The sequence below is a fragment of the Streptomyces sp. NPDC049627 genome (assembly GCF_044465645.1).
Classification (GTDB): domain Bacteria; phylum Actinomycetota; class Actinomycetes; order Streptomycetales; family Streptomycetaceae; genus Streptomyces.
Map to the genome: position 1 here is coordinate 343,035 of NZ_JBITLW010000001.1, position 15,895 is coordinate 358,929.

The following is a 15,895-nucleotide window of genomic DNA, read 5'->3' on the forward strand; positions in this document are numbered from 1 at the left end:
GTCCGGCACCGCCGGAGAGCTGCCACCGGTGTTCAACGGCCGACCCGGGCTCCTACTGGATGGTCCAGCCGACGCTGCCGACCCCGGAGCTGTAGATCGCGCACACGCCCGACGACTCGCCGTACTGCCCCGGCGCCAGCGTCACCCACTGGCCCGAGACGTCCGGGGCCCAGCCGCAGACGATCTCGGCGCGGAAGGTGATGGTGCGGTCGGTGTTGTTCTGGCAGCCCGCGATGCCGTGGTCCGGGTTGTTGTTGTGCACCCAGCCGTCGCAGTCGACGGTGCCCACGGCCGCGGGCTGCACGGACGCGGCCTGCGCCGGGCCGGCCAGGCCGCCGACGGTGAGCGCCACGGCCGAGACGGCGGTGGTCAGTCCGGCCGCGAAGATCTTCTTGCTGCGGTTCATGAGTGTCCCCGTGAAGTAGTCGTCCCCGTTCGGGTCTTGCCGCCTTCAGTGAAGGTCAGCGGCGCCCGTACGGGAACCTCGGACTTCCGAGGGTGGTGTCGGGGGCGGGCCGGTTCACCCGTTCGCCGTGTCGGGTGGGTCCGGGCTGTTCCAGTCGTACGGCCCGCCGCCCTGCCATTCGATCAGCTCGGGGTCGTCGACGGCCCGGTCCTCGGCGGGCAGGTCCGCGCGGTGCACCAGGTCCAGCACGTCGAAGAGGCTGTAGGCGGTGCCCACCGGTTCGCCGTGGATCGTCACCTGACGTCCGCCGTCCGGCGCGGGCGGCAGCACCACCACGGGGGGACGCGTGCTCATGCCACCACCATGCGCTCTGCGCGGCGCGTACGCAGCCCGGCGTACCGGCCACAGTGGCCGGTTCTTCCGCATGCCGCCCGGACCGGCCGGGTAGCGGCACGCCGATGAGTGCTCGGGTACCGGAGCGTGACCGGATGACGAAGATCCTGCTCACCGGCTGGTTCAGCTTCCGCGACGGGGAGGTCACGGCGGGTGACGTGCTGGCCCTGAGTGCGGTCCCCCGGACCTGTCCATGAGCGCGCCTCCCGTCGCCGCCGCCCAGGTCGTCGGGGTGATCCTGACGCACGGCCAGCAGGAGTACGGCGGGCGGCGTCGGCACGAGGAGGTCGCCGACACCCTGACGCGGTGGCTCGGCGGCCTCGGCTGCGCGACGATCGACCTGGAGACGCGGCTCGACTCGCGTGACTGGCGGCTGAGCACGACGGCCGACCAGCTGCGGTCCGTGCTGTCCCGGCTGGACTGTGTCGTCACCGACCCACTGCACGGCCTTGTGCTGGACGTGGGAGAGCTGGACCGCTGGTGGACCTGGTGTCTCACCGACGGCCGTACGGCGGCCCGGAGCCGTCAGCGGGAGTTCCTTGCGGGATCGCCCAGGGACGGCGCGGAGGGGCTGCTCGACGCGCTGCACGCCGTCCGGTGATCGCGCTGCACGCCGTCCGGTGGCAGGAGCGCCGTCAGCGCTGGTAGAGCCCGACGAGTGTCCCGGTCGCCAGCTGTTGCCGGTCCAGTACCCGGTGGGCTTCGTCGGCCGTGGCCGCCTCCGGGATGGAGACGTGGCCCGGGAGGGCGTAGAGGCGGAAGAAGTACCGGTGTGCGTTGTCGCCCGCCGGGGGCTGCGGACCGCCCCACCCCGACTGTCCGTAGCCGTTGCGGTGCGGGTGGCTGCCCGGGGTCGTCGCGCCCGTCGGCAGCCCGTCCGTGTGCGGGTCGATCCCGGTGACCAGCCAGTGGACGAAGGTCCCCGACGGGGCGTCCGGGTCCTCGCACAGCAGGGCCAGCTCCGAAGCCTCGTCGGGGACTCCGGACCAGGTCAGGGGCGGGGAGACGTTGTCCCCCTCCTTGGCGTAACGGCGCGGGATCATCGCGTGGTCGTTGAACGCGGAGCTCTTGAGTTCGATGCCGGTCATGCGCGCCGCAGTACCCACACCGGCACGGTCCACACGCGGTGACGGGCGGGTTGAGCGGGGCGGCGTTTGCACGAGGAGGGCGAGGGGCACCCGCGGGCGAAGGAGGTGATCGTCGTGCCCGAACCCGGCAGCAAGAAGTACGACACGCGGCGCGCACGGCTGCGCAAGGACGCGGAGCGGGCCGGAACGCCCGATCAGCACGCGGGCGAAGAGGCCAACGAGACCTTGCAGGAGGAAGAGGCCTGGCGCAGCCGGGGCCCGCGCACGGAACGCGGCCGCGGCCCGAAGGGCGAACGCCCCGAGAACCTCGACTGAGACGGGACGGCGAAGACGCGGGCCGGAAGCCCTTCGCTCCGGCCCGCGCCTTCGGCGGTTCGTCTGCAGTCGTTCACCGGTCCAGTTCCTCCTCCACCGGAGGCTTTCCGACGGTGCGCAGATGCTGCGACTGGCCCGGCTTGCCGCCCTGGCGCGCCTGCTCGGCCCGCTGGGCGGGGCTGAGATCGAGGTCGGAGTCCGGGTCCGAGGCTCCGGCCTGCCGCGCCGCGCGCAGCACCTCTTGAACGTTCGTGTGAGCCATGGGAGTTCCCCTTCCTGAGGAACCTTGAGACTTCCGGCGGTGCTCGGTGGCAGCCGTCACGGCAGCGGCGTGCCTCCGGTCGCGTTGAGGATTTCCGCCGTGACGAAGCTGGCCTCCTGGGAGGCGAGGTAGACGTAGGCCGGGGCCAGCTCGGCGGGCTGTGCCGGGCGGCCCAGCGGGCTCTGCTTGCCGAACTCGACCGTGTCCGGCAGCGTCGCCGGGATGAGCGGCGTCCACACCGGCCCGGGCGCGACCGCGTTGACGCGGATGCCGCGGTCGACAAGCATCTGGGCCAGCCCCTGCGTGAAGGTCACGATCGCGCCCTTCGTCGTCGCGTAGTCCAGCAGATGCGGACTGGGCTTGTAGGCCTGCACGGACGTGGAGTTGATGACGCTGCCGCCCTCGGGGATGTGCGGCAGGGCGAACTTCGTCAGCCAGAACATGCCGTAGAGGTTGGTGCGCATGACCCGGTCGAACTGCTCGGTGCTGATCGCCTCGATGCCGTCCGGCTGGGACATCTGGTAGGCGGCGTTGTTCACCAGGACGTCGATGCGCCCGAACTCCGCGACCGCGCGCTCGATCAGCGCTCGGCAGTTGTCCTCGTCGCGGATGTCGCAGGACACGGCGACCGCCTTGCGGCCGGCGTCCTCGACGAGCCGGGCCGTCTCGCGTGCCTCGTCCGCCTCCTCATCGAGGTGGGTGAACAGCACGTCGGCTCCCTCCCGCGCGAAGGCGAGGGCCACCGCCCGCCCGATGCCGGAGTCGCCTCCGGTGATGACGGTCTTGCGGCCCTCCAGCCGCCCGGCGCCGCGGTAGCTCTCCTCACCGTGGTCGGGCGGCGGGTCCATCGGACCCGTCCATCCGGGGTGGGGCTGGTCCTGCGCGGGAAACTCGGGGCGCGGGTGCTGGGTGGCCGGGTTCTGCTGGGTGTGCTGCGGGTCGGTCACGACGGCCTCCTGAACCGCTTGAGCAGGCACGGACCGTGACCGGGTTCCCGCCCGGCGCGGACCGAAAAGCCAACCGCAGCAGTCACCCACGCCTCACCGGGCGCCGCCCCGCCACAGGGTCAGGTGTCCTCCCGGTCCAGCAGCGCCCTGACGCCCTGGGCGGTCAGAGCCAGCTGCTCGGGGGTGCCGGCGTCGATGACCAGGGACAGGTCGCCGGGCCAGCCGTGGGCGAGCACGCCGAGCAGCACACTGCGGTGCCGCCGGATCCGGGGCAGGGCATGTTCCATGCGTTCCTGCGTGGTGAAGACCGGCACCAGTTCGGTGCCGTCCTCCTGCTCGAACACGGGAAGCGTCAGCGCCTTGGGAGCCGGCCCCTCCGCGTCCGTCGCTGCGGGAAGCAGCACCTCGCTGTGGGCCAGCGTGCTCAGCGCCGCCTGGTCCGCGCCCTTCTCGACGACCGTCCGCAAGGCCTGCTGGGCCGCCAGGGCACCGCTCTCGGAGTGGTGGTCGGTCATGGTTCGTCCCGTCGCCGTGTCGTGTCCCCCCGCTCCGTCCGGTGTGCGCCGGACGGTTCGGGTACCCGATCCGCGGCCCCTCATGTGCGCGAGCCCCTCATGCGCTGACGGGGGAGGTCCTCGTTTCGCGCGGGTCACGCCGGGCACTCGGCGGCTGCGCCGACGTGGAGGGAGAAGTGCCGTGTCATTCCGCGACCGCACCCACGCGGGCCAGGAACTCGCCCTGCGGCTGGTCGAGTGGGCCGACTCCGGCGACCTGCTCCATGTGCTCGTGCTGGCCCTGCCGCCCGGCGGTGTGCCCGTCGCCGCGCAGGTGGCGGGTGCGCTGCACGCCCCGTTGGACGTGCTGGTCACCCGAGAGGTGAGCACCCCGGTCCGGCCCGAGACCGCGATCGGCGCGATCGTCGCCGACGATCCGCCGCTGTACGACCGCCGGAGCCTGGCCATGATGCATCTGTCCGAGGACCGGCTCGGCGATGTCATCGTCCGCGAACGCAACGAGCTGCACCGCAGCGAGTACGTCTATCGCGGCCGCCGCCCGCTGCCGGCCGTCAACGGCCGCACGGTCGTCCTCGTCGACGACGGCCTGGCCACCGGCCTGACCGCCACCGCTGCACTGCGCTTCCTGCGCCGCCATGGTCCGGCCCGGCTGATCCTGGCGGTACCCGTCGGCAGCCCGCGGACGCTCGCGTCGATCCGCGCCGAGTGCGACGACGTCGTCTGCCTCGAGCAGCCGCCGCACCTCCATGTCGTCGGTGAGTGGTACGAGGACTTCGGCCCGGTCTCCGACACGCAGGCCGCGAACACGCTGCATGCGTTCCACGCCCCGGCGTGACGCTGCCCCGGCGTGACGCGGACGGCTCAAGCTCGCCCGGCGTCACGCGGATGGCTCAACTCGCCCACGCCATCAGCCGCTGCCCCGTCTCCGGCGCCCGCAGCCTCGCCAGTGACTGCTTCTCCAGCTGGCGGACGCGCTCGCGCGTGAGGCCCACCTGCCGGGCGACCTGTTCGAGCGTGCGCTGCTGCCCGTCGTGCAGGCCGTAGCGGAGGCTGAGGATCATGGCTTCGCGGGGCGCGAGCGTGCCGATGGCCTTCCTCAGGTCCGCCGCGAGCGCCTGGTACTCGGCGATGTCCGCGGCCTGGAGCACCTCGGTGTCGGGGATGAGGTCGCCGACCACGGTCTCCCCGGTCTCGTCGACCGGTGTGTCCAGGCTGACCGCCTGCCGGCCGACCCGGCGCAGCCAGCCGACCCGCTCCTCGGTGAAGCCGCTGCCCTCGGCGACCTCCTCGACGGTGGGCTCGCGTCCGAGGTCGTGCTGGAGACGCCGCTCGATCTTGCCGAGCTTGCGCAGCTCCTCGACGATGTGCATGGGCAGCCGGACGGCCCGGGCGTGCTGGGCCAGGCCCCGCTCGATCGCCTGGCGGATCCACCAGGTGGCGTAGGTGGAGAACTTGAAGCCCTTGGTGTGGTCGAACTTCTCCACCGCCCGGATCAGTCCGAGGTTTCCCTCCTGGATGACGTCGAGCAGCGGCACACCGCGATGGGCGTGCCGCTTGGCCATCGCCACCACCAGCCGGAGGTTGGCCCGGATCATGTGGTCCTTGGCGGCCCGGCCGTCCCGGGCGAGGGCCTCCAGTGCGTGGCGTCGCTCCGGCTCCAGGGCGGGCTCGCCCACATCGGCCTGCCCGAGTTCCTCGGCGGCCCGCACGCCGGCCTCGATGCGCCGGGCCAGCCGTACCTCGTCCTCCGCGGTGAGGAGCGGGGTCGACGCGATCTGCGCCAGGTACTGGCCGAGTAGGTCCGGCTCCTCGTCGGGCTCGGGTACCCGGCCGCGTGAGCGTGCGGTGCGGGTGGAGGCACGCCGGCTCACCCGGGGATCCACTGCGGGAGTCCGTGTCAGGGGAGGCATCGTCAGGGCCCTCCGTCCCGTGCGTGTCCCCCGTCGTACAGAGCTTCACGAGTACCCGGAGGGTGCGCGGCGAACCCCGAACACGCCTTGCCCGGCAGCGGGATCGGCCCGCTCGTCACTCCGGGTCGATCAGCGCGAGGCCGACGTCGGGGCGGTGGATCTTCGCCAGGGCCGCCGGGCTGTCCCGCACGATCACCTCGAGGGTCGGCCACACCTGCCCCTGCAGCAGATGACCGCCGCGCGTCGTGCCGTCCGACAGGCCGAGGACGGCATGCAGATGGGCGGTCGGTCCGTCCTCGCCGACGGCGATGTCCCCCAGCAGGGACAGGACTTCGCACTGTTCGTCGACCCCGATGCGCCGGTAGTCCTTGGCCTCGCGGTCGAACCACCCCACCACGGCCCGCGCGAAGGCGCCCACGGCGGTCACCTGGGACGCCCCGAGAGCCTGCTCCCGGGCGAACCGGGTGATCTCCGCGAGGGCCTCCTCGCCCGGAGCCAGGACCAGGACGTACACCGACGCCGGGGAGGCCTGCACCTGTTGCCACTTCATGCGCGCCGGGTACCCGGGCGCCCGCTGGAACAACCGCGCGGCGCTCCCGCCCGCGTGACATCGTGGTGCCATGGCCATCGACGTTCGCCCAGCTACGGTGTTCGACCACGTCAGTTCGGTGATCGGCCCCAAGTCGCCCACCGCGACCGTCTGTTGGTGCCTGAGCCACCGCATCCCGTCCAGGCTCAACAACGAGCTGCGCGGGCCCGCCCGCGGCGCGTATGTCGCCGAGCTGTGCCGTGCCGATCCGCCGCCGCGGGTGCTCGCCTACGACGGCGACGAGCCGGTCGGCTGGGCCGCGGTGGCGCCTCGCGCGGCCACGTCGTTCGCCCGCAACCGCAAGATCCCGCACGTCGACGACCTGCCGGTCTGGTCGCTGTGGTGCATCCGCGTCCGCCCCGGCCACCGGAAACAGGGGATCTCCCACGCCCTCATCGCCGGGGCGGTCGACTTCGCCCGCGACCGGGGTGCGCCGGTGATCGAGGCGTACCCGCTCGACAACGGGGACGCCAGGGTCGACCTGACGATGGCGTACGCCGGACTGCGGAAGAACTTCGAACGGGCCGGCTTCGTCCACGCGGCCGACACGACGTCCGTCCTGGCCGGGCACCCCCGGATCCTGATGCGCCTCGACCTGCGCTGACGGATCGCCGAACGACCGGTTGGCTCAGTGCACGGAGAACCCGCCGTCGACGAAGACCGCCTGCCCGGTGACATAGGCGGAGGCGCGGCTCGCGAGAAACACCGCCGCGCCGGCGAAGTCCTCGGCCAGGCCGTTTCGCCCGACCATGGTGCGTGCGGCGAGCGCCGCCACCTTCTCCGGGTCGGACGACAGGCGGGCGTTCAGGGGCGTCATGACGAACCCCGGCACGAGCGTGTTGCAGGTGACGCCGTACGGCGACCAGGCCTCCGCCTGGGAACGGGCCAGCGCCTCCAGTGCCCCCTTGGACACACCGTAGGCGCCGCTCTGGACGAACGCCCGGTGCGCCTGCTGGGAGGTGATGTGGATGATCCGTCCGAAGCCCCGCTCGGCCATGCCGGGCCCGAACCGCTGCCCCAGCAGATGGGGCGCCTCGAGGTTCACGGCCATCGTCGTGTCCCAGACATCCTCGCCCAGCTCGCCCATCGGGGGCCGCAGGTTGATCCCGGCGGAGTTGACGAGGATGTCGGGCTCCCCGAACGGCTCGGCCGCCTCGTCCGCGGCGCGCCGCACGCCGTCGCGCGTGCCCAGGTCGGCGCTCACCCAGGCCGCCCGGCAGCCGTGCGCCTCCAGCTCGCCGACCGTCGCGGCCAGCTCCGCCTCCTTGCGCGCCACGATCGCCACACGCGCTCCCGCGCGGGCGAGGGCCTCGGCGATGGCCCGGCCGATGCCGGAACTGCCACCGGTCACCAGGGCGACCCGGCCGTCCAGGGAGAACAGTTCGGAGAGGTATGCCTGCGAGGTCATGTCCGCACCCTAGGGCGACGGCGCACAGGGGCGGCGCGCGGGGCGTCGTCATCGCGTCCCCGCCGTGCCGGTGTGCCTGCATGCATAGTCGTGCGCATGCCCGGTACTCGGCGATCACGGAGCGCCCCCTTCGCCCCGGCGCTCCTTGGAGAGGAACGGCACGATGTCCATGCCGTTGACCGTTGACGCCCAGGCGCACGGTCTGGTCGGCGACGGTACGACCAATGACCAGCCGGCGCTCGCGAAGCTGGTGGACGCGCTGGGGGCGGCGTGCGAGGCGGACGGCCGGCCTCGTGTCATCCAGGTCCCGCCCGGCCGTTATGTGATCCGCGACCAGGCCGTCGTATGGCGCAGCGGGGTGTCGCTCATCGGTGCCGGGCGGGGCGCCACCTGCTTCGTGCTGTGCAATCCAGAGGCCCCGACGACACCGGTCCCACTGGCCTGGTTCACCTCCCAGCTGCACGGAGCGGGCCCGGACCACCACATCGAGGACGTCACCTTCGCGCACTTCGAGATCGACGGCGCGGGTGTGGTGACGGAGGAGTACGACCCTCTCGCCAAGGGGCTCGGTCTGCAGTACGTGCTGCGCGGCCGCTTCAGCGACCTGTACATCCACGACACCGCGGCCACCGGCTTCGGCTGCGACTTCCTGCAGGACACGGTCGTGGAGGGCGTGCTTGCCGCCCGCTGCGGCCGGCAGGACCCAGGCGACAGGATGGGCGGCGCGGGGCTCGGTATCGGGATCGGCGGCTGGGGCATGGTCGAGCGGCTGACCCTGACGGCCTGCACCGCGCTCGGCAACGGCACCAACGGGATCTTCGTGGAGTTGCAGCAGGAGGAGTGGCCGCCGCCGCGGGGCATCCGCATCACCGCCTGCCACGCCGAGGACAACCGGTTCGGCATCTCCGACTGGGGCGCCGACGGTCTGATCGTCACCTCCTCGACGATGGTCTCCAACCACGAGGCCGGGTTCGATGTGTCCTCCCAGGGCACCGCGGGTGTCGGCGGACGCGGCGGCATCGTCACCGGCTGTGTGATCGACGGCAACGTCCGCGACGGCATCGGGTTCGGCAACACACCGGGGCCTTACGCCTTCCGCGGCAACCGCATCAGCCACAACGGCCGCTACGGCTACTGGGAGCACAACCTCGCCGGCGGCGACCAGGAACCGGTCGCGGACCTCGTGCTGGAGTCCAACGACATCCGGGACAACGCGCTCGACGGCATCCGCATCGACGCGGACCTGCGCGACCCCGCGATCATGGGCAACCGCGTCCGCAACAACGGCCGGCGTGCCGCGCCCGCGGCGAGCGGCGGCGGCGCGGGCGTGCACTTCACCAGCCTCTCCCTGACCGACGAGAACGCCGACTGGCCCCCGGACGGGCACCGCGGCAAGCGGCTGACGGTCGGCGGGCAGAGCGCGGTCGTCACGTTCAACACGTCGACCCGGCTGGCCCTGGCCCCCATGCGCCCGGGCGCGGGCACGGCCTGGCCCGACGGCACGCCGGAGTCTGGCGCCGCGTACCGGCTGCCCGGCTCTTCCGGTCCGCGTGCCGGGATCGCCGTCGCCGCAGCGGTCACGGGGGTGCAGGTGAGTGGCAACCGGGTCTGGGACGATCAGCGGCCCGCGACGCAGACGCAGGGCTTCTTGATCACGGACGGCGGACAGTGGACTGAGTGCCGCGATACGTAGGTGCCACGCTTTGTCGTCGTGCGTCTGCGGCGCCATCGTGGCTTGTCGCGCAGTTCCCCGCGCCCCTTGAGGGCGTTGCCGTACCGCGCCTTCGCAAGTCAGCGGCGCTGCGGTACGGGTTCCCGGGGTTCCAAGCGCAGGTGGGCGCCCTGGCGGCGTAGTGCCCGTTGGACCAGGTGGTAGGGCACCTCGCGGGGACTGCGGCCGAGGCGGACGGCCAGTGCGGCGCAGACTCCGGCCGCCTGGCCGGTGGCCATGGAGATGGGCATGACGCGGTAGGAGGAGTGCGCCACGTGGGAGCCGGAGATGCAGCGGCCGGCGACGAGCAGGCGGTCGGTGTCCCGGGGCAGCAGACAGCGCAGGGGGATGTCGTAGAAGTGGCCGCGCGGGACGCGTTTGAGGACGGTGCCGCTGCCCCTGGGGTTGTGGATGTCGACGGGGTAGGCACCGTGGGCGACCGCGTCCGGGAAGGAGCGCGCCGCGAGGATGTCGTGGCCGGTGAGGTGGTAGTCGCCGAGGATGCGGCGGGTCTCCCGTACCCCGATCTGGACGCCGCTCTGGGCCACGTACGACTTCTTGAATCCGGGCACCTTGCGCCGCAGGAAGCGGTCGATCTGTTCCATCTGGCGGCGCGCGGCGTACTCGGCGCGGCTGAGGTCCCACACGTCGGTGCCGAGCGCGCGGGTGACGCGGGTGCTGTTGATGCTGACCTCGCGGGGGTGCGGGGTGCCGAAGAACAGGATGTCCTCGCGGGGCAGGCGCAGCTCACCCGCCTCGGTGGCCTCCTGGACGAGGTCCCACAGCCCGTGCACGCCCCGCCACTGGTCGGGATGCTCGCTGACGTACTCGGAGAAGACCGGCTCCAGGAAGTCGACGACCCGGAACATGAGGGTCATCGGCTGTACCAGTCCGTCCTCCGGCCGCCCGATCTCGTACGGGGCCCCGGCGGCCGCGGCGATGTCCCCGTCCCCCGTACCGTCCACGACGACTCCGGCGTCGATCACCACCGGCCCGGACTTGGTCTCGAAGACCACCCGCCAGCCGTCGTCGAGGGGCAGCGCGGCGGAGGCGAAGGAATGGAACAGCATGCGCACGCCCGCCTGGTCCATCAGGTCGAGGAGGACGAGTTTGTAGATCTCCGGGTCGAACGGCACGGTGTAGCCGGTGTCGGGGGACGGCGGGATGCAGCCGCCGCGTGCGGTGAGCCGGTCCAGCAGGAGCCACAGGAACCCGGCCACCACCGGTTCGCCCTCGCCGTGGTCGGTCGGCAGCAGCCGGCTGTTGTGCCCGCTCTCGTTGAAGACGGCCTGCTTCTGCTCGTTGTGGAACGACATCAGCGGCATCACCAGCGCGGCGGTGGCATTGCCGCCGAGGAAGCCGTAGCGCTCCACGAGCACGACGTCCGCCCCGGCGTCGGCCGCCGCATAGGCCGCGGCGGTGCCGGCCGGCCCGCCGCCGACGACCAGGACGTCCGTGCGGCCCCCGTGGCGGGCCGCACGCGGCGGCAGGGTGACGGTCGTGGCGGGGCGGGGTGGTTCCAGGATCGGCATCGCTTCTCCCGTCGACTGGGTTCGGTTGCGGACGGCGCGCTCCCTCCCGGTCCCACGGCGCGCGGCGTCCGGGCGTCACGCCCCGTGGCCCCTCAGGTCGGCCGTCCCGGAGCCCGGCGTGAGAATCAGGTCGGCGCTCTCGGCCCGCCGGGCCTCGTGTGCGCCGCCGTCGATGGAGTCCAGCAGGGCTCCGCAGCGCGCGCAGGTCTCCCGGGCCAGGGCCCGCAGTCCCTGGACCCGGGTGTTGAGGTCGGCCTGCCGGTGCGGGAACTCGTCCCAGAGCCGGTCCACCTCGGCGAGCAGGAGTCCGGCCTGCTCCCGCGCCACGCCGACCAGGGCGGGCGCCCCCGTACGGCGGGCGAAGTCGAAGACCTTCCCGGAGTACGGCAGCGGCAGCACGGGCAGGCCGGACAGCGCGGCGAAGATCACGACGTGCAGGCGCATGCCGACCACCATGTCCAGGTGGCTCATGAAGCCGAGGACCTGGCCGGGGCTGTAGGAGTTGTGCAGGATGCGGCCCAGGTCGGGGGCGCTCATCCGGGACAGGACGCCGTGGGCGTGCCGGACGTCCTGGCGTTCCATCGGCACGAACACCACGTGGGCGTCCAGGCGCCGGGCGAGGAAGTCCGCGACGTCGGCGAGCAGCGCGTGGTAGTCGTCCTCGTCGAGTTTCTCCGCCGCGCGGCCGGGCTCGCGCACGGACATCCCGACCAGCCGGGCGCCGAGGGGGAGGCCCTCCTGCCGCATCATCTGCTCGGTGAAGGGTTCCGGCGCGAGCAGCAGCGCCGGGTCGGCGGTGACGGTGAGGTCGCACTCGACGCCGACCTCCTCCAGGACGAGGCGGGACTCCTCGTCGCGTACCACGACATCGGTCATCTCCGGGAGCACGGTGCGCACGGCCTCGCGGTCGTCCGCGTCGCGCAGCGGGCCCGCGCCGACCGCGTAGGCGAACGTGCGCACGCCTCGTTCGTGAGCCGCCTTCACCAGCCGCAGATAGCGCCGCGCCTCGCCGTCGTAGAGGATTCCGCCGCCGCCCAGCACCAGCAGGTCCAGTCCGCCGAGTGCGTCGAGGACGGGTTTCTGCGGGACGTTCTCCCAGTCGATGACCTCGTCGGCCTCCGGCTGATGGCTGCGGGTGTGCTCGGCGTTCCGGCTGAAGACGACGAGTCGCGCCTGCGGCCGGTGGGCGCGCAGGCAGCGCAGAACACACATCAAAATCGCTTCGTCGCCCATGTTGCACCCGCCGTACGAGCCGAGCAGGCCGATCCGAAGATCCGGCGAGACGGGCGACGGGTACTGGTTGATCGTCATCCGGGACTCCCGTTCGAAGGAGGCGGGCGGGACACACGAGAACGGCTGCTCGCCGAGAGACTGCGAGCCGGGGTCTGGTGGGGCTGACAACACGCCGTCGTGGCGTCGGGCCCGGACGCCCGGGCCTTTAGGGACAGTATGGGTGCTCTTGCACGACTCGTCCTTTCCGTCGCCGGGCCGCGCTGCAGCGACGGGTAACCCGCCGGGCGAGGGCGACACCGGCGGAGGTCACCGTGTCACCCGTCGGCGAGGGGGTACCCGGTTCCGCGCTCGACGGTGCCGGGCCCCTCCCCCGCCCGGAGGAGGGCCGACCGTCTCCTGTGCGCAGGAGGACCACGATGAGCGTGAGCCACCACACCCCGTCGCAGGCCGAGGGCGAGCGGGACGAAGACGAAACCCCCTGGGCCCACCATCCGGCTACGGAGTACACGACGCCCTCCCAGGCCGAGGGCGAGCGCGACGACGACGCCGCGACGACCGAGGACACCGACGGCCCGGACGCCGAAGCGGCCGGCACCGAAGTCCCCGGCACCGGTTCCTGACGCCGCCGCACCGCTCACCCGACGACCACTTACCCGACGGCCACTCATCCGACGTATTTGCGCGCCGACGACGAACGCCGGGCGCGCTGCAGTGCCATGACCCGGTCCTCGATCTCCGGTGGCACCGGGTCGCGCTGTCGCAGTACCCAGGGCAGACCGGCCGCCGCGCGGCCGAAGGCGCGGGCCGAGGCCAGGTCGTGGGGGACGGTGGCCATCAGGTGGGCCGTCCGCCGCAGGGCGGGCAGGAGCGGGCGGCGCAGCCAGGTGAACCAGAGCGTGTTGCGCAGGCCGAGGATCCGGCGTGCCGTGCTGTCCCTCAGCGCGGAAGCCCGGTGATGAATCGTCAGGTCCTCTACGTAGCTGAGCCACCAGCCCTGCCGCTGCAGATCGGTGGCCATCAGTTCCTCCTCGCCGCCGAGCCACAGGCCCGGGTGGAAGCCGCCCGCGGCCCGGAAGGCCTCGGTGCGCATCACGGTGGCGGCCGCGAGGAAGGACCCGAGGGCCGGCCCCGGCAGCCAGTCGGGTCCCGTCAGCGGGGACCCCCTGAGCTCCGGCACGACCGGATCCTCCGTGCCGGACGGCTCCACGAGGATGCGTGCGGTGACCGCCGCGAGGCGCGGCCGCTCGTCGAGCAGGTCCGCCGCCCGCCGCAGGCTGCCCGGGGCCCACCAGGTGTCGTCGTCGCAGAAGGCGACGTAGGGCGTGCGGACCCGGCGCAACGCCAGGTTGCGGCCGACCGCGCCCAGGTTGTGGCCGGGCCGCAGCAGCACGACCTCCGGGAAGTCGCGCAGGACCGCTTCGGCGGTTCCGTCGGTGGAGCCGTTGTCGGTGACGACGACCTGCGGTCGCTCGGGCAGCTCCCGGAGGCGGCCGAGGGTGTGCAGCAGCTCCGCACGCCGGTTGTGGGTGATCACCACCACGGTCGTACGCCCGTCCGGCCCGCCGGGCGCCGCGTTCCGTGCGCTCATGTCGGCCCGTTCCCGCCAGCCGCCGCCGCGAACGCGCCGTTCCCGTCCAGCAACCGGGCCGCCTGCTCGATGTGCGGCGGCAGCGGCCTGCGCCGGGTGACGGCGGCGGGCCAGCGTACGAGGACCTCCCGCAACGCCCGGCGGGCGCCCGGCTCGCCGGTGAGGGCCGAGGTCGCCAGCCGCGCGCTGGCCCGCAGGGCCACCGGGAGCGGACGGCGCAGCCACAGGGTCAGCACTTCGTTGCGGCGCACCAGATGGCTGCGGCCGTCGCGGCCGCCCGGCTCCGGGAGGTGACATGCCGTCAGCGACGGTACGTAGGTCACGCCCCAGCCGGCGGCCGCCATGTCGTAGGCGAGCAGGGTCTCCTCCCCGCCGAAGAAGAGGAGCGGGTGATAGCCGCCTGCCGCGAGGAAGGCGTCCCGGCGCACCACGCAGGCGCAGGCCAGGAAGCCGAGCACCGGACGGCCCGGCAGGTCGGGCCGGTCCGGCAGGGGTGAGGCCGCGAGGACGGCGTTGAGCGGGTCCTCGGCCCCGTCGGCGCCGACCAGGGTGCGGGCGGCCACCAGGCCGAGACGGGGGTGCGTGTCGAGCAGGTCGGCCGCGTGGCGCAGCGCGCCGGGCGTCCACCAGGAGTCGTCGTCGCTGAAGGCGACGTAGGGCGTCCGCGTGTGTCGTACGGCGAGGTTGCGGCCGAGGGCTCCGGTGTTCTCGCGGGGCCTGAGGAGTCGGGCCGCCGCGGCGTGCCGGCGCACCGCGCCGCTGGTCGCGTCGTCGGAACCGTTGTCCACCACGATCACCGGGGGCTGCTCGGGCAGGGCGGCCAGGGCGTCCAGCGTGCGCAGCACGCTCGTGGGGCGGTCGCGGGTGATCACCGCGACGGTGACCCGCCCGTCGGGGTCGTCCGCTCGGCCGGGCGGCGCGTGGGGGGCGGACTGGTAGGCCACGAACGTCATCTCCCTTGCGGGGCTACGCGGTTGTCGGAACGGGCCGCAGCAGGCTCAGGGCGGCGGTGACGACCTCGTCGGTGCCGATCCGCAGCAGCAGCGGGTCGGGGACGTCACCGTGCGGATCGCCCGGCGGGCCGGGTTTCCACAGAGCGATGTGGCATTCCGCGCGTGGCGGGCCCCACAGTCGGGGCGACACCGGTCCGAAGAGCGTCACGGAGGGTGTGCCGTGGGCCACCGCGAGATGCGCAAGGCCCGTGTCGCCGCTGACCACGAGCGCGGCGTGGGCCAGGAGCGCCGACAGCTCGCCGAAGGGCAGCCCGCCGCGCAGCAGGCCACTCGTCGGCAGGCCGGCGCGGGCGGCGACGTCCAGGACGAGCGGGTCCTCGGCGGGGCCGCCGGTGAGGACGACCCGTCGGCCGAGCGTGCGCAGTCGCCGTACGACGGCGGCGTACCGCTCGGCCGGCCAGCGCCGGGCGGCGGACTCGGCGCCGGGATGGACGACGACGGCGCCGGGCGCCGGGGACGGCGTGGCGGGCGGGGGCAGCCGTACGTCGTCGGGGTCCGCGGCGATGCCGTACGCCCCGAGGAAGCGGCACCAGCGTTCACGCTCGTGCTCGTCCGGCCGCCACACGGGAGGGCGCACGGGGGCGTCCCCGGGTTCGGCGGCGTGGGCCAGCAGTCGGCGGGGGCGCAGGGCGGCCAGGGCGTCGCGGCTCTCGGGCCCGTTGCCGTGCAGGTCGATGGCGATGTCCGGGGGCGGCCCGGCCCAGTGGTCCAGCGACGGCACGCCCCGTCCCGGAGCCTCGGCCGGCAGGATGCCGTCGACCGCTCCGGTGGCCGAGGCGGCCTCGGCCAGGGCCGGCGGCACCGCCAGCACGACGTGATCCTGGGGGAAGGCGCGGCGGATGCCCCGCAGGGCGGGTACGCCGGCGAGCAGATCTCCCAGCCCCAGCGCCCGCAACACCAGCACGCGCCGCTCCTGCGATGGCGCCCCAGGCTGTTCGGCGCCCGGTTCGGCTGCGCTCCCTGCGCGATGCCGCTCCGGCGGATC

General features: G+C 73.2%; 20 protein-coding genes. 6 read left to right on the forward strand and 14 right to left on the reverse strand.

Annotated elements, in window-relative coordinates; genetic code table 11:
• Positions 1-52: 52 nt before the first annotated feature.
• Positions 53-406 carry a hypothetical protein gene (locus ACIBU0_RS01585; RefSeq protein ID WP_398809977.1) on the reverse strand — a complete coding sequence of 118 codons (354 nt, stop codon included), beginning with the start codon at positions 404-406 and terminating at the stop codon, positions 53-55.
• Between the two features lie 114 nt (positions 407-520).
• Positions 521-760 (reverse strand): hypothetical protein, encoded by a 240-nt coding sequence (locus tag ACIBU0_RS01590; protein ID WP_398809979.1) that lies wholly within the window; start codon positions 758-760, stop codon positions 521-523.
• A 232-nt stretch (positions 761-992) separates the two neighbouring features.
• On the opposite strand from ACIBU0_RS01590, the gene ACIBU0_RS01595 reads away from it, so the two are divergent.
• Entirely contained in the window at positions 993-1,400 is a 408-nt protein-coding gene (locus ACIBU0_RS01595) for a hypothetical protein (protein ID WP_398809982.1), read from the forward strand.
• A 34-nt stretch (positions 1,401-1,434) separates the two neighbouring features.
• Here ACIBU0_RS01595 and ACIBU0_RS01600 read toward each other — a convergent pair whose 3' ends face one another.
• On the reverse strand, positions 1,435-1,887 hold the full coding sequence (locus ACIBU0_RS01600) for a YbhB/YbcL family Raf kinase inhibitor-like protein (RefSeq protein ID WP_398809985.1): 453 nt from the start codon (positions 1,885-1,887) through the stop codon (positions 1,435-1,437).
• Between the two features lie 114 nt (positions 1,888-2,001).
• Between ACIBU0_RS01600 and ACIBU0_RS01605 the strand changes: the two genes are divergently transcribed.
• Positions 2,002-2,202 carry a hypothetical protein gene (locus tag ACIBU0_RS01605; protein WP_398809988.1) on the forward strand — a complete coding sequence of 67 codons (201 nt, stop codon included), beginning with the start codon at positions 2,002-2,004 and terminating at the stop codon, positions 2,200-2,202.
• Positions 2,203-2,275: 73 nt separating this feature from the next.
• Here ACIBU0_RS01605 and ACIBU0_RS01610 read toward each other — a convergent pair whose 3' ends face one another.
• From ACIBU0_RS01610 to ACIBU0_RS01620, 3 genes are all read right to left on the reverse strand, one after another.
• The gene (locus tag ACIBU0_RS01610; protein ID WP_398809990.1) at positions 2,276-2,464 is read right to left on the reverse strand and encodes a hypothetical protein; all 189 of its coding nucleotides are present in this window, start codon (positions 2,462-2,464) and stop codon (positions 2,276-2,278) included.
• A 56-nt stretch (positions 2,465-2,520) separates the two neighbouring features.
• Positions 2,521-3,411 (reverse strand): SDR family oxidoreductase, encoded by an 891-nt coding sequence (locus ACIBU0_RS01615; protein WP_398809992.1) that lies wholly within the window; start codon positions 3,409-3,411, stop codon positions 2,521-2,523.
• Positions 3,412-3,530: 119 nt separating this feature from the next.
• Positions 3,531-3,926 carry an SseB family protein gene (locus ACIBU0_RS01620; protein WP_398809995.1) on the reverse strand — a complete coding sequence of 132 codons (396 nt, stop codon included), beginning with the start codon at positions 3,924-3,926 and terminating at the stop codon, positions 3,531-3,533.
• Positions 3,927-4,107: 181 nt separating this feature from the next.
• Between ACIBU0_RS01620 and ACIBU0_RS01625 the strand changes: the two genes are divergently transcribed.
• Complete coding sequence (locus tag ACIBU0_RS01625; protein ID WP_398809998.1) at positions 4,108-4,761, forward strand: phosphoribosyltransferase; 654 nt, start codon at positions 4,108-4,110, stop codon at positions 4,759-4,761.
• Between the two features lie 55 nt (positions 4,762-4,816).
• On the opposite strand, the gene ACIBU0_RS01630 is transcribed toward ACIBU0_RS01625, so the two are convergent.
• Both ACIBU0_RS01630 and ACIBU0_RS01635 read right to left on the reverse strand, forming a co-directional pair.
• On the reverse strand, positions 4,817-5,836 hold the full coding sequence (locus ACIBU0_RS01630) for a sigma-70 family RNA polymerase sigma factor (RefSeq protein ID WP_398810000.1): 1,020 nt from the start codon (positions 5,834-5,836) through the stop codon (positions 4,817-4,819).
• A 115-nt stretch (positions 5,837-5,951) separates the two neighbouring features.
• The gene (locus ACIBU0_RS01635) at positions 5,952-6,386 is read right to left on the reverse strand and encodes a PPC domain-containing DNA-binding protein (RefSeq protein ID WP_398810003.1); all 435 of its coding nucleotides are present in this window, start codon (positions 6,384-6,386) and stop codon (positions 5,952-5,954) included.
• Positions 6,387-6,456: 70 nt separating this feature from the next.
• Here ACIBU0_RS01635 and ACIBU0_RS01640 point away from each other — a divergent pair, with 70 nt between their 5' ends.
• Positions 6,457-7,029 (forward strand): GNAT family N-acetyltransferase, encoded by a 573-nt coding sequence (locus tag ACIBU0_RS01640; RefSeq protein ID WP_398810006.1) that lies wholly within the window; start codon positions 6,457-6,459, stop codon positions 7,027-7,029.
• Between the two features lie 24 nt (positions 7,030-7,053).
• Here ACIBU0_RS01640 and ACIBU0_RS01645 read toward each other — a convergent pair whose 3' ends face one another.
• Positions 7,054-7,833 (reverse strand): SDR family NAD(P)-dependent oxidoreductase, encoded by a 780-nt coding sequence (locus ACIBU0_RS01645; protein WP_398810009.1) that lies wholly within the window; start codon positions 7,831-7,833, stop codon positions 7,054-7,056.
• A 169-nt stretch (positions 7,834-8,002) separates the two neighbouring features.
• Between ACIBU0_RS01645 and ACIBU0_RS01650 the strand changes: the two genes are divergently transcribed.
• Positions 8,003-9,526, forward strand: coding sequence for a right-handed parallel beta-helix repeat-containing protein (locus tag ACIBU0_RS01650; protein WP_398810012.1), 1,524 nt, complete (start codon positions 8,003-8,005; stop codon positions 9,524-9,526).
• Between the two features lie 98 nt (positions 9,527-9,624).
• Here ACIBU0_RS01650 and ACIBU0_RS01655 read toward each other — a convergent pair whose 3' ends face one another.
• Positions 9,625-11,076, reverse strand: coding sequence for an FAD-dependent oxidoreductase (locus tag ACIBU0_RS01655; RefSeq protein WP_398810015.1), 1,452 nt, complete (start codon positions 11,074-11,076; stop codon positions 9,625-9,627).
• Positions 11,077-11,151: 75 nt separating this feature from the next.
• The gene (locus ACIBU0_RS01660; RefSeq protein WP_398810018.1) at positions 11,152-12,387 is read right to left on the reverse strand and encodes a polysaccharide pyruvyl transferase family protein; all 1,236 of its coding nucleotides are present in this window, start codon (positions 12,385-12,387) and stop codon (positions 11,152-11,154) included.
• Positions 12,388-12,725: 338 nt separating this feature from the next.
• Here ACIBU0_RS01660 and ACIBU0_RS01665 point away from each other — a divergent pair, with 338 nt between their 5' ends.
• The gene (locus tag ACIBU0_RS01665; RefSeq protein ID WP_398810021.1) at positions 12,726-12,929 is read left to right on the forward strand and encodes a hypothetical protein; all 204 of its coding nucleotides are present in this window, start codon (positions 12,726-12,728) and stop codon (positions 12,927-12,929) included.
• A gap of 44 nt (positions 12,930-12,973) precedes the next feature.
• On the opposite strand, the gene ACIBU0_RS01670 is transcribed toward ACIBU0_RS01665, so the two are convergent.
• Genes ACIBU0_RS01670 through ACIBU0_RS01680 form a run of 3 tightly spaced genes read right to left on the reverse strand, consistent with a single transcriptional unit; the run spans position 12,974 to position 15,814 of the window.
• Positions 12,974-13,897: a glycosyltransferase family 2 protein gene (locus tag ACIBU0_RS01670; protein ID WP_398810024.1), complete on the reverse strand. Its 924-nt coding sequence runs from the start codon at positions 13,895-13,897 to the stop codon at positions 12,974-12,976.
• Positions 13,894-14,850: a glycosyltransferase family 2 protein gene (locus ACIBU0_RS01675; RefSeq protein WP_398810027.1), complete on the reverse strand. Its 957-nt coding sequence runs from the start codon at positions 14,848-14,850 to the stop codon at positions 13,894-13,896. Before ACIBU0_RS01675 ends, ACIBU0_RS01670 begins: the two co-directional genes overlap by 4 nt.
• 13 nt (positions 14,851-14,863) lie before the next feature.
• Positions 14,864-15,814, reverse strand: a complete 951-nt coding sequence (locus tag ACIBU0_RS01680) for a glycosyltransferase family 9 protein (RefSeq protein WP_398810030.1) — start codon at positions 15,812-15,814, stop codon at positions 14,864-14,866.
• Between the last annotated feature and the right edge of the window lie 81 nt (positions 15,815-15,895).

What these genes read in the sequence shown, in the direction of transcription:
- ACIBU0_RS01670 (WP_398810024.1), bottom strand. Translation starts at nt 13,897, where the DNA reads ATGAGCGCACGGAACGCGGCGCCCGGCGGGCCGGACGGGCGTACGACC.
- ACIBU0_RS01610 (WP_398809990.1), bottom strand. Translation starts at nt 2,464, where the DNA reads ATGGCTCACACGAACGTTCAAGAGGTGCTGCGCGCGGCGCGGCAGGCC.
- ACIBU0_RS01620 (WP_398809995.1), bottom strand. Translation starts at nt 3,926, where the DNA reads ATGACCGACCACCACTCCGAGAGCGGTGCCCTGGCGGCCCAGCAGGCC.
- ACIBU0_RS01660 (WP_398810018.1), bottom strand. Translation starts at nt 12,387, where the DNA reads ATGACGATCAACCAGTACCCGTCGCCCGTCTCGCCGGATCTTCGGATC.
- ACIBU0_RS01665 (WP_398810021.1), top strand. Translation starts at nt 12,726, where the DNA reads ATGAGCGTGAGCCACCACACCCCGTCGCAGGCCGAGGGCGAGCGGGAC.
- ACIBU0_RS01590 (WP_398809979.1), bottom strand. Translation starts at nt 760, where the DNA reads ATGAGCACGCGTCCCCCCGTGGTGGTGCTGCCGCCCGCGCCGGACGGC.
- ACIBU0_RS01640 (WP_398810006.1), top strand. Translation starts at nt 6,457, where the DNA reads ATGGCCATCGACGTTCGCCCAGCTACGGTGTTCGACCACGTCAGTTCG.
- ACIBU0_RS01600 (WP_398809985.1), bottom strand. Translation starts at nt 1,887, where the DNA reads ATGACCGGCATCGAACTCAAGAGCTCCGCGTTCAACGACCACGCGATG.
- ACIBU0_RS01650 (WP_398810012.1), top strand. Translation starts at nt 8,003, where the DNA reads ATGCCGTTGACCGTTGACGCCCAGGCGCACGGTCTGGTCGGCGACGGT.
- ACIBU0_RS01630 (WP_398810000.1), bottom strand. Translation starts at nt 5,836, where the DNA reads ATGCCTCCCCTGACACGGACTCCCGCAGTGGATCCCCGGGTGAGCCGG.
- ACIBU0_RS01655 (WP_398810015.1), bottom strand. Translation starts at nt 11,076, where the DNA reads ATGCCGATCCTGGAACCACCCCGCCCCGCCACGACCGTCACCCTGCCG.
- ACIBU0_RS01595 (WP_398809982.1), top strand. Translation starts at nt 993, where the DNA reads ATGAGCGCGCCTCCCGTCGCCGCCGCCCAGGTCGTCGGGGTGATCCTG.
- ACIBU0_RS01585 (WP_398809977.1), bottom strand. Translation starts at nt 406, where the DNA reads ATGAACCGCAGCAAGAAGATCTTCGCGGCCGGACTGACCACCGCCGTC.
- ACIBU0_RS01635 (WP_398810003.1), bottom strand. Translation starts at nt 6,386, where the DNA reads ATGAAGTGGCAACAGGTGCAGGCCTCCCCGGCGTCGGTGTACGTCCTG.
- ACIBU0_RS01645 (WP_398810009.1), bottom strand. Translation starts at nt 7,833, where the DNA reads ATGACCTCGCAGGCATACCTCTCCGAACTGTTCTCCCTGGACGGCCGG.
- ACIBU0_RS01675 (WP_398810027.1), bottom strand. Translation starts at nt 14,850, where the DNA reads ATGACGTTCGTGGCCTACCAGTCCGCCCCCCACGCGCCGCCCGGCCGA.